The organism is Phytohabitans sp. LZ39, assembly GCF_059359075.1.
In genome coordinates, this window is record NZ_JCADBM010000004.1 from 25,273 (window position 1) to 39,733 (window position 14,461).

Below are 14,461 nucleotides of genomic sequence, written 5' to 3' on the forward strand. Positions count from 1 at the left end.
TCAGGCGCCGCTTCCGGACAGCACCTTGGGCATCCGGGACTGGAAGTCGACCAGCCCGACCCAGGTGGGGCGGAGGGAGATGCGGGCCATCCGCAGGCCCGGCCGGTCGATGCCGGCGATGTTGCGGGCGCCCTGCTCGGGGCCGTAGTAGTGGTGGTGGATCCACACGTACTCGGGCACCAGACCCTCGACGTCGGTGACCTCGACGGGCCCGCGCAGCAGCAGGATCTCGGACGGTGGCCCGGGCCGGTCGATGGTGATGGCGACGTCGGGCCGGGCGCGCAGCGCGCGGATCTTCTGGGCGCCGGCGAACGTCGCGAAGACGAGCTCCTCACCGTTCCAGTGGAACTGCATCGGGAACACCCGCGGCGTGCCGTCCTTCGCCACGTACGCCATACGGGCCAGCTCGGTCGAGGTGAGCAGGTCGCGGGCCAGGTCGGCGCCGAGCAGCCGCACGTCGCCCTGCGGCAGTTTCATCAGGTCGGTCATGCTCCTAATTTAGGAGTGAGTACCACTGTTGCGCAAGTGCCCGCTAAGATTTTCGTCGTGAGTGGTAAACGGACGTACGCCGACCCGTGCGGCGTGGCGCGCGCCCTCGGCGCGGTGGGTGAGCGGTGGGCGCTCCTGGTGGTGCGCGAGCTGCTCTTCGGGCCGAAGCGCTTCAGCGACCTCAGCCGCGGCCTGCCCGGCATGAGCCAAAATGTGCTGTCCCAGCGCCTGCGCGAGCTGGAGGAGGCCGGCGTGGTGCGGCGCGGACGGCTGGGTCCGCCGGCGAGCATCCAGGTCTACGAGCTGACCGAGCGCGGCCAGCGCCTCGAGCCGGTGCTGCTCGCCCTCTCCGCGTGGGGCAGCCGGCTGCCGCTGCCCGAGGGGGGCCAGCTGAGCGTCGACGCGCTGATGCTCGCGCTCCGCTCCACGTTCGACCCCGCGGCCGCCGGCGATTTGGCGGCGCGGGTCGAGCTGCGGCTGGGCGACGACCGCTTCCGGGTCGAGGTGGCCGGCGGCGAGCTGAGTCTGGCCCGCGGCGCGTTTCCGACCCCGCCCGACGCCATCCTGACCACGGGCCCGGCGACGCTGCGCGGGCTTGTCTTCGCCGGCCGCAAGACCGCCGACGCCCTGCGCAGGGGCGACCTGCACATCGACGGCGACCGCAAGGTGGCCGACCGGCTGCTCCGCTCGTTCCCCCGCCCCGCGGCAGACGAGACCTAAGAACGAGCCGGCCGCGTGATTACGCAGCCTTGGACACGAATCGGCGACTGCTCATGACTGTCCGGTCGACGCCTGCTTGCATGATGACGCAGTTGACGACACGGGACGGGGAGGCAGTTCGATGACGGGTTTCCGTCGCACGAGGTTGGCGTTGATCGGGGCGACCTGCCTGCTGGCGCTGGGGGTGCCGGCCGGTCCGGCGCTGGCGGTGCCGAGCGAGCAATGGTCGCCAGTCTCGTGTGCCACCGGCGCGATCACCGGCTTCGGCGTGCGCGTGGACGAGGGCCGGACCCTTCTCGGGCTCTCCGGATGGGTCCAGCCGTGCCTACCGGCCGAGCCGGCGAACGGGTTCGCGGTGATCGTCTACCGCGGGATGGGCGCCGGGATCGGCACGCCCATACTGCCCTACGGCTCGCCGGCCGGGCCGACGGAGTTCACTGTGGACGTCGCGCTGGTCGGCAGCGGCGACACGGTCGGCAACGAGCTACTGGCCGCGTGCCTCGCCTACGCCCCGTACGGGCGCCTGGCCTGCCTCGGCATCGACGAGGGCAGCCGGGAGGCGCCGCCGGTCGTCGCACCGCTCCCGGTGGACGCCCCGGCGGTGCTGGGGATGGTCGTCGACACCGGCGGTCCGGTCCGCCGAAATCCGGTGTGCGGCACCTGCCTGTGACGGGAAATGCCGACACCGCTGCGCGAACGCGCAGCCTTGGATACGAATCGGCAACGGCTCGTGACTGTCCGGTCGACGCTTGGTTGCATGATGACGCAGGCGGCTGAGTCCTGGGGAGGCGACTCGATGGCTGGTTACTTCCGCGCGGTCTTCGGGGCGTCGTGTCCCGTCGTAGCCATGGCCGCGCCCACACCGGCGGCCGCGGCACGGGTGCCGCACCCGCCCAGCGGGAGGTACCGGTGACCGCGTCCACGGAGCCGGTGCCGTCGCTGATCGGCTGGGGCGCGTCGCCCGACGCCGACCTCGTCTACCGGCGGCTCTCCACCTTCGGCCGGGCCACCGCCCGCGAGCTGTTCCGCGAGCTGGGGATGCCGCGCCAGCGGGTCAACCAGGCCCTCGACAAGCTGGCCGCCCTCGGCCTCGCCGTCGCGCGCCGGTCGCCGGGCCAGACCGGCCTGGTCTGGGTACCCCGCTCCACCGCGAGCGTGCGCCGCGAGCCGCCGCCCCCGCCGCCGGCCGACGCCGTGCGGCGGGAGCCCTTGCCGGAGGTGGTCGCGCAGGCCACGCAGCTGGGCGAGGGGCTGCGGCACCTGCGCACGCGGGCCGCGAGCCGCGCCCGGCTCGGCGAGCTCGTCGCGATCGCGCGGCACGAGCACCTGGCCATGCACCCCGAGCCGAGCTTCGACGCCGAGGCCGCGAAGCCGGCCGTGGCCATGGACCGGACCCTCCTCGAACGCGGCGTGTCCATGCGGGTGCTGGGCGTACAGCCCGCCACACCCGACCCGATGTCGCCGTACGGGCGCACGCCCGCCGACCCGCAGCCGGCGTACCGGGAGATGCCGGCCGTACCCATGAAGCTCTTCGTGGTGGATCGAAAGGTCGCCCTGTTTCCGGTGACGCCGACCGACGTCAACCGGGGCTACCTGGAGGTTACCCAGCCGCCCGTCGTGGCCGCGCTGGTGGCTCTCTTCGAGCGGCACTGGGCGGCCGGCCGAGCCATACAGGAGAACCCGATGTCACGGATAGAACTCGACCCCCGCGAACACATGCTCATCGGGCTGCTGGCGCAGGGGCACACCGACGCCTCCGCCGCCACTGAGCTGCGGGTCAGCGCGCGCACCGTCTCCACGATCATCCGTTCCCTGATGGACCGGCTGGGCGTGGAAAACCGCTTCCAGCTCGGCGTGGCTCTCGGCGCGCGGCATCTCGTCGCGCCACCGGAGCCCGACGCCGGCGGCGAGCCGGCGTAGCCTTGCGCCATGGGTTCTGGTGTGGACAAGGGGGACCTGGTCCCGGACTTCGAGCTGCCCGACCAGACCGGCACGCCACGGCGGCTCAGTGAGCTGCTCACGGGTGGGCCGGTCGTCCTGTTCTTCTACCCGGCCGCGTTGAGCCGGGGCTGCACCGCCGAGAGCTGCCACTTCCGCGACCTGGCGCGGGAGTTCAAGGCGGCCGGCGCGCAGCGCGTCGGTATCAGTCGCGACAGCGTGCGGCGGCAGCACGAGTTCGCCGAAAAGCACGGCTTCGACTACCCGCTGCTGTCAGATAGCGACGGTGAGGTGGCCGAGGCCTTCGGCGTCAAGCGAAAGCTGCCGCTCGGGCCGATGAGCATGAAGCGGATGACGTTCGTGATCGGCACCGACCGGCGGATCGTGGCGGTCATCCACAGCGAGCTGAGCATGGAGCAGCACGCCGACCGCGCGCTGGAGGTGCTGCGCACCGGCCGGACGGTCTAGCCCGCCGTCACCGTCCACCGTGGATCTACCATTCGGCGAACGAGCCGTCGTCCTGCCGCCACACCGGGTTGCGCCACGCGTGGCCGGTGCGGTCGGCGCGGCGCACCGCCTCCTCGTCCACGTCGATGCCGAGACCGGGCGCATCCAGGCGGGCGATGTGGCCGTCGACGATCCGCAGCGGCGCCGGGTCGACGAGGTAGTCGAGCAGCTCGGTGCCGCCGTTGTAGTGGATGCCGATGCTCTGCTCCTGGATGAGGAAGTTGGGCGTGGCGAGCGCGACCTGGAGGCTCGCCGCGAGCGAGATCGGCCCCAGTGGACAGTGCGGGGCGAGCAGCGCCCCGTGCGTCTCGGCGAGCGCGGCGATCCGGCGCACCTCGGAGATGCCGCCGGCGTGCGACGGGTCGGGCTGCACGACGCTGACCCCGGCCTGGAGCGCGGGCAGGAAGTCGGCCCGGCCGTACAGGCGCTCACCGGTCGCCACCGGCACCGGCGCGCAGGCGACGAGCTCGGCGAGGCGGTGGCCGTGCTCGGGCACGAGCGGCTCTTCCACCAGCAGCGGGTGCAGGCCGGCGACGGCGGGCAGGATGAGGCGGGCGGCCGGGTAGGTGGCCCGCCCATGCAGGTCGAGCGCCACGTCGCGGTGCGGGCCGAGCACTTCGCGGGCGGCGGCGAGGCGGCGCACCACATCGTCCACATCGGCCAGTGTCGGCACCGGGGCGAGGCGGCCGGAGGCGTTCATCTTGACGGCGGTCATGCCGGCCTCGACGTGCGCGGCCACCGCCTCGGCGATCTCGGCGGGGTCGTCGCCGCCCACCCACGCGTACACCCGGACCCGGTCGCGGACCGGGCCGCCGAGCAGTGCGTGCACCGGTGCGCCGTACGCCTTGCCGGCGATGTCCCACAGCGCCTGGTCGAGCCCGGCGACGGCGCTGGAGAGCACCGGCCCGCCACGGTAGAAACCACCCTTGGTCAGCACCTGCCAGTGGTGCTCGACGCGGAGCGGGTCTTCGCCGACGAGGTACTCGGCCAGCACGTCCACCGCCGCCCGCACCACCTCGGCACGCCCCTCGACCACCGGCTCGCCCCAGCCGACGACGCCCTCGTCGGTGGAGATCCGGCAGAAGAGCCAGCGGGGCGGGACGAGAAACGTCTCCACGCGGTCGATCTTCATGACGGTGCCTCGCCCAGCCGGGCCACGTCGTCGAAGGCCTTGCGGAGCAGCTGCCGCATCGCGTCGGCGGCCGCTGCCGGCTCGTGGGCGCGGATCGCGTCGACGACCGCCCGGTGCGACGGGACCGGATCGTCGGTGCCGAGCGCGCCGTGCACCATCCGGTCGCGCTCGGCGAGGCCGGTCTCGATCACGACCTCCATGCGTACCAGCAGCTCGTTGTGCGTCGCGGCGAGCAGCGCGCGGTGAAACGCGAGGTCGGCGGCGACGGCGGCCGAGGCGTCCGGGCCCGCCGCGGCCATGGCCGCGAGCGCGGCGTCGAGGGCCTCGACGTCGGCGTCGGTGGCGCGTGCCGCGGCGAGGCTCGCGGCGCCCGGCTCGACGATGCTCCGCAACTCGTGCAGGTCCTCGAAGAGGCTCGGCTGGGCCGCCCGCGCGAACTGCCACCGCAGCACGTCGCCGTCGAGCAGGCTCCAGTCGGCGCGCGGGCGGACGAACGTGCCGCGCTTGGGGCGCGCGTCGACCATTCCCTTGGCGGCGAGCACCTTGAGCGCCTCGCGGACCACGGTCAGGCTGACGTCGAACTCCGCCTGGAGCGCCACGATGTCCAGTGTGGAGCCTTCGGCGAAGTGGCCGGTGAGGATGCGCTGTGCGATGACCTCCACGGTCTGGCCGTGCACCCCGCGCGCCGCGTACTGCTGCATCTGCCTACCTTCGGTTTTCAGGATGACGACTTCACCGCGGTCCAGCCGCCGTCGACGACGAGGCTGGCACCGGTGACGTAGCTGGCGTCCGGCGACGCGAGGAACGCTACCGCCGCCGCCACCTCGTCGGGGGTACCCAGGCGGCGGGCCACCGTCACGGACGCGGTGAACGCGCGGTCCTCGGACGAGATCCGATCCCACGCCGGTGTGAGGATCGGGCCGGGCAGCACGCTGTTGACCCGCACCTCGGGCCCGTACTCGACGGCCAGCTGCCGGGCGAGCGCGACGAGCCCGCCCTTCGCGGCGGCGTACGCCGGGCGGCCGGGCAGCCCGACCAGCGCGTGCACGGAGGACACCACCACGACGCTGCCGCCGGTCGCGCGCAGGTCGGGCAGGCACGCGCGGACCCCGAGGAACGTGCCGGTGAGGCTCACGCCGATCTGGTGGTCCCAGGACGCGCGGGTGGTCGCGTCGGCGGGCGCGATCTCGACGGCGACCGCGTTGGAGACGAGGATGCCGACCGGGCCGAAGCGCTCGCGGGCCGCCGCCACGGCCGCCGTCCAGTCTCCTTCGTCGGACGCGTCGGCGCGGATCACCAGGGTGTCGCCCTCGATGGACGCCGCCACGTCATCGGCGGGGCGGATGTCGGCGAGCACCACGGACGCGCCCTCGGCCGCGAGGCGGCGCGCACAGGCCGCGCCAATGCCCGACGCAGCGCCCGTGACCAGGGCATTCTTGCCCGTGAGCCGTCCAGCCACTGACCACTCCCGCCAACTAACCATTAATTACGAAGATATCTTGACAGCCGCCCAGGGCTGTTGCAACCTTTCGGAAACACACCGCTTACACACACACGGGGCTTCGCTCGCAGGAGGACAACGATGGTTCACAGCGAACTCGGCCGCCGCAAGTTCCTTGCTGGCATCGGCGGCCTGGGCGCCGCCGCCCTCCTCGGCGGCTGCGCGACCGGCAGCTCCGACAGTGGCGGCGGATCCTCGGCCACCCTCACCCTCCAGTCCTCGCTCTCCGACCCGTCTCCCAAGGCCGCGCTCACCAAGGTTGTCGAGGGGTACACGAAGACCAAGGTCACCCTCAACACGATCGCGATCGAGACCTTCCGGGCCCAGCTGCCGACGTACCTCAACTCGGCCACACCACCGGACGTGCTGACCTGGTACGCCGGCTCGGTGGCCCGCGACTACGCCAGCAAGGGCTTCCTGCTCGACGTCTCCGACCTGTGGACCGGCAGCGGCGCCTGCGCCGGCTTCTCCCCCGCGCTCAAGGAGCTGTCCACCGGCGCGGACGGCAAGCAGATCTTCGTACCGACGAACTACTACTGGTGGGGCGTCTTCTACCGCAAGAGCGCGTTCCAGGAGTGGGGCGTGCAGCCGGCGACCACGTGGGACGAGTTCATCGCGCTGTGCAAGGCCATCAAGGCCAAGGGCGTCGCCCCGCTGAGCATGGGCACCGGCTCCACCCCGTGGGTCGCGTCCGGCTGGTTCGACTACCTCGACCTGCGGATCAACGGGGCGCAGTTCCACCGCGACCTGCTCGCCGGCAAGCACTCCTTCGACGGCCCCGAGGTCAAGGCGGTCATGGAGCACTACCGCGAGCTGCTGCCGTACATCGACCCGAAGGGCCGCTCGTACTCCTGGCAGGACGCGGTCACGCCGCTGGCCAGCAAGAAGGCCGGCATGTACCTGATCGGCGCGTTCCTCACCCAGTCGCTGCCGAAGGACGTCGTCGACGACATCGACTTCTTCCGGGTGCCGATCATCGACCCGAGCGTGCCGGTGGCCGAAGAAGCGCCGACCGACGGCTACTTCGCCAGCGCCAAGTCGAAGAACGTGGCCGGCGCCAAGGAGCTGCTCTCGTACCTCGCGTCGGCGCCGGCCCAGGAGCTGTTCATCAAGGAGTCGGCCTCGTCCAACCTGCCCACCTCGCCGCAGGTGAGCACGACCGGGTTCTCGCCGCTCGTGCAGAAGGGCATCACGCTGCTCAACGAGAGCGCCGCGATCACGCAGTTCTTCAACCGCGACTCCAGCGACGAGCTCCAGAGCACCGCGGACACCGCGCTCACGAAGTTTCTCGACTCGCCCGGTGACGTCGACTCGATTCTCGCCAGCTGGCAGTCGTCGGCCCAGAAGGTACTCAACTCGTGACGGTTGCCGCCGCCCGAAGAAGAAGGCAGCGCCACCTCTCGCCGGTGGTCTGGCTCTTCCTGCTCGTACCCGCTGCCATCGAGATCGGGCTGGTCTTCTGGCCCGCCCTCAACAGCTTCTACCTCTCGCTCACGAAGTGGAACGGGCTGGGCGCGCCTGAGCAGGTGGGCCTTTCGAACTACCGCGACCTGTTCTCGGACGACGTCTTCCGGGAAGCGCTGGGCAACAACGTGATCTGGGCCGTCGGCTTCGGAGGACTCTCCGTGGCCGGCGGCCTCGCCCTCGCCGTGGCGCTCAACAAGCCGCGCCGCGGCGTCGGCATCTACCGAAGCGCGATCTACCTGCCGATGGTGTTCTCGCTCGCGGTCACCGGCCTGTTCTGGCGGGTGCAGTACCAGCCGGACGGCACCGTCAACACGCTGCTCGGCGCGGTCGGCCTGGAAAGCCTCGAACGGCAATGGCTCGCCGACCCGAAGACCGCCCTCTACGCGGTGCTCGTCGCGGCCGTGTGGCGGCAGGTCGGCTACGTGATGGTGCTCTACCTCGCCGGCCTCAAGGGCACCGACCCCTCCCTCGACGACGCGTCCGCTGTGGACGGTGCCGGCCCGTGGCAGCGCTTCTGGTACGTCACCTGGCCACAGCTGCGCGGCGTCAACACGGTCGTCTTCGCGGTGACGGTCATCGACTCGCTGCGCACGTTCGACATCGTGTGGGCGATGACGCAGGGCGGGCCGTACCACTCGTCGGAGCTGCTGAGCACCTACATGTTCCAGCAGGGCTTCACGTTCTTGAACCTCGGCTACGCCTCGGCCATCGCCGTCGTCATCTTCGCGCTCGCGCTGCTGTTCATCATCACGTACCTGGTCCGGACCCTGAAAGAAGAGGTCTCATGAGCGCACCGGCCGTCGCCACGCCGGCGCCGCCGGCGACATCACCCTCCACTTCGCACGATCGTCATCGGGTACGGCGGAAGGGTTGGGTCTTCCACGCCGTCATGGCGCCGCTGACGCTGCTGTGGGTGGCGCCGATGGTGTTCGTGGTGCTGATCTCGATCCGCTCCTTCGACGACATCGCCGCGCGGGGCACCGCCGCGCTGCCGGACAGCTTCACGTTCGACGGCTTCCGCACCGCGTTCGGCGAAGGGTCGATGGGCGAGGCGCTGTGGACCAGCGTCCAGGTGACCGTGCCGGCGGTCGTCCTCAGCCTGCTGCTGTCGTCGATGGCCGCGTTCGCGCTGAGCCGGTACGCGATCCCGGGGCGGCGCGCGATCCTGCTCGTCATGCTGGCCGGCAACCTGCTGCCGCCGCAGATCCTGCTGATCCCGGTCTCCCGGATCACCGAGTCGCTCGGCATCTACGACACGCTGATCGGCCTGATCGCGATCCACGTCGGCTTCGGGCTCGGCTTCTACACGTTCGTGCTGCACGGTTTCATGCGGTCGATCCCGTCCGAGGTGACCGAGGCGGCGCGGATCGACGGCGCGGGCGCGTTCTCCGTGTACGCGCGGATCATCATGCCCCTGTGCCGCCCGTCCCTCGCGGCGCTCGGCGCGCTCGCCACGACCTGGATCTTCAACGACCTGATCTGGTCGATCACCGTGCTCCGCACGCAGGCCAAGTTTCCGGTGACGGCGGCGCTGCTCAACCTCCAGGGCGGCTACGTCAGCAACTGGAACGTGGTCGCGGCGGCGTCCATCATGGCCGCGGTACCGACGGCCGTCGTCTTCTTCGCGTTCCAGCGCCACTTCGTGTCCGGTCTACTGATGGGGTCTACCAAGTGACTGACCGCCTCACCATTACCCTTTGGGACTTCACCTGGTACACGCGCACCGGGCCCGGAGAGCCGTTCGAGGATCTCGACGAGGCGTTCCGGCAGGCGGCCGAGCGCGGCTACAACGCGATCCGGATCTGCGCGATGCCGCTGCTGCTGTTCGGCAGCGGGCTCGACACGAGCCGGCTGACACTCAGCGGGCTGGGCGGCGACTACGGCCAGCGCACCCGGTGGTACGACGTGCGGCACACCACCACGGTGGACGGCCGGGCGCAGCTCCTGGCGCTCTTCCGCGGCGCGGCCCGGTACGACTTCAAGGTGATCGTCTCCAGCTGGGAGTACCAGCAGAGCCCGTCGTTCCTCGCCGACGACTCGTGGCACCGGGCGGTCACCGCGATCCCGCCGGCCGACCGGGCGAACGCGCTCGCCGACGCGCTCGCCGCCCTCGTCGACCTGCTGAAGGCCGAGGGGCTGGACGACCGGGTGGCGTTCGTCGAGCTGCACAACGAGGTGCAGATCGGCCGGCTCGCCGACGTCACCGGCACCCGTGGCGAGGCGGCGATCGTGCCCCTCCAGCCGTACCTGGAGGGCGGCATCGACCGCTTCCGGGGCCGCCACCCGGGGGTGCCGGTCACCACCAACTACGCCCGCGTGCCGGTCGGGTACATGCGCGGCCTGCCCCGCAACGCCGGCGTCGCCGTCTTCCACCCGTACGTGTACGGCGTGCTCGAACAGCTCGTGGACGAGTTCGCGCTCCGCGACGGCAGCCGGCCGTATCCGCAGGAGCGGGCCTACGCCGAGCTGCTCCGCGACGGCGCGCCCGCGCTCGACGACTGGCAGCCGCCGGCGGCCGACCGGTGGCGGCTCGACGCGACCGCGGTGCGGCACCGGGAGATGTACACCCACGACTGGTGCGACCCGGTCAAGTGGGACCGCTGGCTCTACGACCGGTACGGCGAGCACCGCCGCGCGATGCGCTCCACACTGGACACCTGGATCGACGTGGCCGCTGACTGGGCCGCCGAGCACTCGGTGCCGCTGGTCTTCGGGGAGGGCTGGGTCGGCTACACGCCCCTGTACGGCACCTTCGAGGAGGGCCCGGTCGGCGCCGAGATCTGCGCGCACGCGGTCCGCCGCTCGTCCGAGGTCGGCGCCTGGGGCACGCTGGTCTGCTCCAACGCCGCCCCGCACCATCCGATGTGGGCCGACGTCGCGCTCCAGCGGCGGCTCAACGAGGGATTTCTCAAGTGAGTCGCGAGTGGACGCTCACCGGTGCCACCACGGAGTACACCGTCGGGCTGCCGGAGCACGGCGGCTGGCTGGAGCTGCGCGCCTGGGGGCCGCACGGGGTCGGCGCCGGCCCTTCTCCACTGGCCTGGGAGGGCAAGGCGCAGTACATGACGCCAGGCGACGTCGCCGCGGTCGAGTACGCGCCGGACGGCGCCCGCCCGTTCGCCGGCCCGGATCTCGTGGTGCGGCCGGCGCGGGCGCTGTCCTGGTCGTTCGACGGCGCCGCCCAGCACGGTGACTCGCTCCGGGTCGACTTCGCCGACGCGGCGACCGGGCTGCGTGCCGCCCTGCACTACCGGCTCGCCGCTGACTCCGACGTCGTGGAGCGCTGGGTCGAGCTGACCAACACCGGCGACGCGCCGCTCCAACTCGTCGAGATCGGGTCGGCCGCCTTCTCCGTACCCACCCCGCACGGCGCCCGCCTCACCTACCTCAGTGGACAGTGGGCGCGCGAGTTCACGCCGGCCAACACCGACCTGTGGCGGGGCCGGTTCGAGATCGGCAGCACGCTGGGTGTGACCGGCCACCAGTTCTCGCCGTACCTGGCGGTGCGCGACGTCCGCGACGCCGCCCAGGCCTGGGGGGTGGCGCTGGCCTGGACCGGGTCGTGGCGGATCGCCGCCGAGCGGGACGCCGCCGGCCTCACCCGGGTCCGCGCCGGCCGGGTCGCCGTCGACGGCCCGCTGGCGCTCGCGCCCGACGCCACGCTCGTCACGCCGGTGGCCGCCGGCGCCTACAGCGCGGACGGCGTCGAGGGGCTGGCCCGGGTCTGGCACGCGTACGAGCGGAGCCTGGCCGGCGACCGGCTCACCCGCACCCGCAAGGTCGTCTACAACTCGTGGGAGGCCACCTACTTCGACGTCACCGCCGCCGGCCAGCTCGCGCTCGCCGAGGTCGCGGCGGAGCTGGGCGTGGAGACGTTCGTGGTCGACGACGGGTGGTTCGTCGGGCGCGGCGACGACACCGGCGGACTCGGCGACTGGACACCCGACCCGGCGAAGTTTCCGGACGGGTTCGACGCGTTCGTCGACCAGGTGCGCAAGCTGGGCCTGGAGTTCGGCCTGTGGGTCGAGCCGGAAATGGTCAACCCGCGCTCGGCACTCTACGCGGCCCACCCCGACTGGGTGTACCAGGTGGACGGCCGCCCCCGCACCACGATCCGCAACCAGTACCTGCTCGACCTGGGCCGGCCCGAGGTCGAGGACTTCGTCCACTCCACACTGGACGGTCTGCTGCGCGGGTACGACATCACGTACCTGAAATGGGACTTCAACCGCCCGCGTACCGAGCCCGGCCGCGCCGGTGTACCCGACGACGGGCTCGACCTCGACGGCGCGCACGTGGCGGCGCTGTACCGGATCCTGGACGCGCTGCGCCGCGACCATCTACACGTGACGGTCGAGGGGTGCGCGGCCGGCGGCGCGCGCGTCGACCTGGCGATGGCGTCCAGAGTGGACGTGGTGTGGCCGAGCGACAACACGGCGCCGATCGACCGGCTGCGGATCCAGGACGGCTACCTGCGCGCGCACGCGCCACACCTGATGAGCTCGTGGGTGACCGACGCGACCGGCCTATTCGACACCCGGCCGCGGTCGCTCGCGTTCCGGTTCGTGCTGGCCAGCGCCGGCGTGCTCGGCATCGGCGCGGACATCCGCCGCTGGAGCCCGGCCGAGCGGGCCGAAGCGGCGCGCTGGGTGGCCCGCTACAAGGCGGTCCGCGACGTGGTCACCCGCGGTGAGGTGCACCGGATCGGCGGCCCCGACGAGGAGCGCTGCGCCGTCCAGTACACGTTGGACGGCCGGGTCGTGGTCCTGGCCTGGAACCCGGGCCCGCTGGACGGCCTCGACACCGTGCCCGCCCGGCCGGTGCGACTGCCCCTGCGCGGCCTCGACCCCGCCGCGAGGTACGAGGCGGCCGGCACCGTCTACTCCGGCGCCCACCTGACGTCGGTCGGCCTCCCGGTGCGCTGGACGGCCTCGTACGACGCCGACGTGTTCGCGCTCACCCGGGTCAGCTGACCGAGCTCGGCACGCCGCTCTTGCACTGGATCTTCATGTGGACCCGCTCCGGGCCCTCGAACCAGACGTGCACCGTGCCGGCCGGGCCGGGCTCCGTCTTGCCGACCGTGTAGCCGTCGGCCGCCGACCAGCTGAGCGCGTGCGCCAGGCGGCCCTCGCAGCGGACCTCGACGGTGCCGCCGGCGGAGGCGAGCGTGCGGGTGGTGCCGTCGGGCGTCGGGTCGGGTGACTGCTCGACCGTGGGCGAGGACCCGGGCGTGGTCGGTGGCCCCCCGGTCGGCACGCCGGTGATCGGCGCCGCCGGGCCGGACGTCACGCCGCCGGTCGTCGCCGCGGGTCCCGCCGGCTGGCCGGGCCCGCCGGTGGACGGGTCGCCGCCGCCGGGCGGCGTGACCGCGCCGGGCGTGCCGGTGGCCTCGACGTCCGGCACCTGCTCGGCGAGCGCGCCGGTCGGGTCGCCGCCCGCGCCGGCGATCAGGACGGCCACCACCGCGGTCGCGACCACCGTGGCGGTGACGACCCCGACCGCGAGCATGCGCTGGCGGCGCCGGACGGCGGCCGGCTCCACAGTCGGCTGGTCGTCGGGCGCGGGGCCCGCCTCGGCGGCGTCGAGGACCGGTGCCGCCGCGTGCCGGCCGGAGGTCTCCCCCGGCAGCAGCACCATGCCGGCGGCCGCCGCCAGCACCTCGGCGACCTCGGTGGCCGTCGGCCGGTCGGCCGGGTCTTTGGCCAGGCACCGCCCGCACAGGTCGGCCACCTCGGCCGGCACACCGCTGACCGGCGGCAGCGGCTCGGGCTCCGCGTAGGTGTGCGCGCGCAGCATCTGCGTGGTCGTCTCCGCCGCCCAGGGGAGCTTGCCGACCAGGACGTAGTGCAGGAGCAGGCCCAGCGCGTACACGTCGGAGGCGGGCACGACCTGGTCGCCGGTGAGCCGCTCCGGCGCCAGGTAGGCGGGCGTGCCGATCATCCGGTCGTCCTGGTCGAGGTCTTCGAGCGGGCCGGCCGCGGCGGCGATGCCGAAGTCGACCACCTTCGCCCCGCGGGTGGTCAGGATCACGTTGGCCGGCTTGATGTCGCGGTGCACCAGGCCGGCGTCGTGCGCGGCGGCGATGCCGCTGGCCACCTCGGCGCAGACCCGCATCGCCAGCTGCGCGGGCAGCGGCCCGTCGGCGATCCGCTGGCTCAGCGTCGGCCCACGCAGCAGCTCCATCACCACGAACGGCTCCGGCCGGCCGGACTCGTCGACGGACTCGCCGAAGTCGTACACCCCGCAGACGTGCGGGTGGGAGAGGCGGGCGGCGGCGCGGGCCTCGGACTGGATGCGCAGGCGGGCGCCCGGGTCGGCGGCGAGGCGGCCGGCCAGCACCTTTACCGCTACGGGCCGGCGCAGCACCTCGTCGGTGGCCCGCCAGACCACCGACATGCCGCCGGAACCGATCTGGTCCTCCAGCCGGTAGCGGCCACCCAGTAGTCGGAGCGCTTCCACGCGGCACAGTCTGCCCCAATTGACATTGATGAGAAAGCCCGCCAACCGGACGACGGATGTCCGACCACTTCGCCACGTATCACCGTTGCGGTGATCTCCTCCCACTCCGGACGGACCCCCGCCTCCCGCCGTGGGGTGACGCGCCCGCCGGATCGGTCACCGACGATGGGCCGCATGAGGAAACGACAGATGGTACGCGCCGTCGCGGCCGTGGCCGTGGCTCTCGTGGCGGTCGCCGGCCTGCCCGC

14 protein-coding genes are annotated in these 14,461 nt (G+C 72.5%); 9 read left to right on the top strand and 5 right to left on the bottom strand.

Going from position 1 to position 14,461, the window contains the following annotated elements; translation table 11 throughout:
- A complete protein-coding gene (locus AC5L36_RS09230) occupies positions 1-489 on the bottom strand; it encodes a pyridoxamine 5'-phosphate oxidase family protein (RefSeq protein WP_441214522.1) in 489 nt (162 codons plus the stop codon).
- 57 nt (positions 490-546) lie between these two features.
- On the opposite strand from AC5L36_RS09230, the gene AC5L36_RS09235 reads away from it, so the two are divergent.
- The 4 genes from AC5L36_RS09235 (at position 547) to AC5L36_RS09250 (ending at position 3,615) form a co-directional block, all read left to right on the top strand.
- On the top strand, positions 547-1,209 hold the full coding sequence (locus AC5L36_RS09235; RefSeq protein WP_441214523.1) for a winged helix-turn-helix transcriptional regulator: 663 nt from the start codon (positions 547-549) through the stop codon (positions 1,207-1,209).
- 121 nt (positions 1,210-1,330) lie between these two features.
- Positions 1,331-1,879, top strand: a complete 549-nt coding sequence (locus AC5L36_RS09240; protein WP_441214524.1) for a hypothetical protein — start codon at positions 1,331-1,333, stop codon at positions 1,877-1,879.
- Between the two features lie 239 nt (positions 1,880-2,118).
- A complete protein-coding gene (locus AC5L36_RS09245; RefSeq protein ID WP_441214525.1) occupies positions 2,119-3,129 on the top strand; it encodes a MarR family transcriptional regulator in 1,011 nt (336 codons plus the stop codon).
- 9 nt (positions 3,130-3,138) lie between these two features.
- Entirely contained in the window at positions 3,139-3,615 is a 477-nt protein-coding gene (locus AC5L36_RS09250) for a peroxiredoxin (RefSeq protein ID WP_441214526.1), read from the top strand.
- 25 nt (positions 3,616-3,640) lie between these two features.
- On the opposite strand, the gene dgoD is transcribed toward AC5L36_RS09250, so the two are convergent.
- Genes dgoD through AC5L36_RS09265 form a run of 3 tightly spaced genes read right to left on the bottom strand, consistent with a single transcriptional unit; the run spans position 3,641 to position 6,245 of the window.
- Positions 3,641-4,786: a galactonate dehydratase gene (gene dgoD, locus AC5L36_RS09255; protein WP_441214527.1), complete on the bottom strand. Its 1,146-nt coding sequence runs from the start codon at positions 4,784-4,786 to the stop codon at positions 3,641-3,643.
- Positions 4,783-5,487, bottom strand: a complete 705-nt coding sequence (locus tag AC5L36_RS09260; RefSeq protein ID WP_441214528.1) for a FadR/GntR family transcriptional regulator — start codon at positions 5,485-5,487, stop codon at positions 4,783-4,785. The genes dgoD and AC5L36_RS09260 overlap by 4 nt, the downstream gene beginning before the upstream one ends.
- 17 nt (positions 5,488-5,504) lie before the next feature.
- Entirely contained in the window at positions 5,505-6,245 is a 741-nt protein-coding gene (locus tag AC5L36_RS09265) for an SDR family NAD(P)-dependent oxidoreductase (protein ID WP_441214529.1), read from the bottom strand.
- A gap of 123 nt (positions 6,246-6,368) precedes the next feature.
- On the opposite strand from AC5L36_RS09265, the gene AC5L36_RS09270 reads away from it, so the two are divergent.
- The 5 genes from AC5L36_RS09270 to AC5L36_RS09290 are packed head-to-tail and all read left to right on the top strand — an operon-like array spanning position 6,369 to position 12,727.
- Entirely contained in the window at positions 6,369-7,649 is a 1,281-nt protein-coding gene (locus AC5L36_RS09270) for an ABC transporter substrate-binding protein (protein WP_441214530.1), read from the top strand.
- On the top strand, positions 7,646-8,542 hold the full coding sequence (locus AC5L36_RS09275) for a carbohydrate ABC transporter permease (RefSeq protein ID WP_441214531.1): 897 nt from the start codon (positions 7,646-7,648) through the stop codon (positions 8,540-8,542). The genes AC5L36_RS09270 and AC5L36_RS09275 overlap by 4 nt, the downstream gene beginning before the upstream one ends.
- Positions 8,539-9,429, top strand: a complete 891-nt coding sequence (locus tag AC5L36_RS09280) for a carbohydrate ABC transporter permease (protein WP_441214532.1) — start codon at positions 8,539-8,541, stop codon at positions 9,427-9,429. Before AC5L36_RS09275 ends, AC5L36_RS09280 begins: the two co-directional genes overlap by 4 nt.
- The gene (locus AC5L36_RS09285) at positions 9,426-10,670 is read left to right on the top strand and encodes a cellulase-like family protein (RefSeq protein ID WP_441214533.1); all 1,245 of its coding nucleotides are present in this window, start codon (positions 9,426-9,428) and stop codon (positions 10,668-10,670) included. Before AC5L36_RS09280 ends, AC5L36_RS09285 begins: the two co-directional genes overlap by 4 nt.
- The gene (locus AC5L36_RS09290; RefSeq protein WP_441214534.1) at positions 10,667-12,727 is read left to right on the top strand and encodes an alpha-galactosidase; all 2,061 of its coding nucleotides are present in this window, start codon (positions 10,667-10,669) and stop codon (positions 12,725-12,727) included. Before AC5L36_RS09285 ends, AC5L36_RS09290 begins: the two co-directional genes overlap by 4 nt.
- Here AC5L36_RS09290 and AC5L36_RS09295 read toward each other — a convergent pair.
- Positions 12,720-14,213 carry a serine/threonine-protein kinase gene (locus AC5L36_RS09295; protein WP_441214535.1) on the bottom strand — a complete coding sequence of 498 codons (1,494 nt, stop codon included), beginning with the start codon at positions 14,211-14,213 and terminating at the stop codon, positions 12,720-12,722. The two genes, AC5L36_RS09290 and AC5L36_RS09295, sit on opposite strands and share 8 nt — an antisense overlap.
- Positions 14,214-14,461 lie beyond the last annotated feature (248 nt).

Excerpts from the sequence above, each read along its gene's own strand:
- AC5L36_RS09230 (WP_441214522.1), bottom strand. The coding sequence starts at position 489 with ATGACCGACCTGATGAAACTGCCGCAGGGCGACGTGCGGCTGCTCGGC.
- AC5L36_RS09240 (WP_441214524.1), top strand. The coding sequence starts at position 1,331 with ATGACGGGTTTCCGTCGCACGAGGTTGGCGTTGATCGGGGCGACCTGC.
- AC5L36_RS09250 (WP_441214526.1), top strand. The coding sequence starts at position 3,139 with ATGGGTTCTGGTGTGGACAAGGGGGACCTGGTCCCGGACTTCGAGCTG.
- dgoD (WP_441214527.1), bottom strand. The coding sequence starts at position 4,786 with ATGAAGATCGACCGCGTGGAGACGTTTCTCGTCCCGCCCCGCTGGCTC.
- AC5L36_RS09260 (WP_441214528.1), bottom strand. The coding sequence starts at position 5,487 with ATGCAGCAGTACGCGGCGCGCGGGGTGCACGGCCAGACCGTGGAGGTC.
- AC5L36_RS09270 (WP_441214530.1), top strand. The coding sequence starts at position 6,369 with ATGGTTCACAGCGAACTCGGCCGCCGCAAGTTCCTTGCTGGCATCGGC.
- AC5L36_RS09280 (WP_441214532.1), top strand. The coding sequence starts at position 8,539 with ATGAGCGCACCGGCCGTCGCCACGCCGGCGCCGCCGGCGACATCACCC.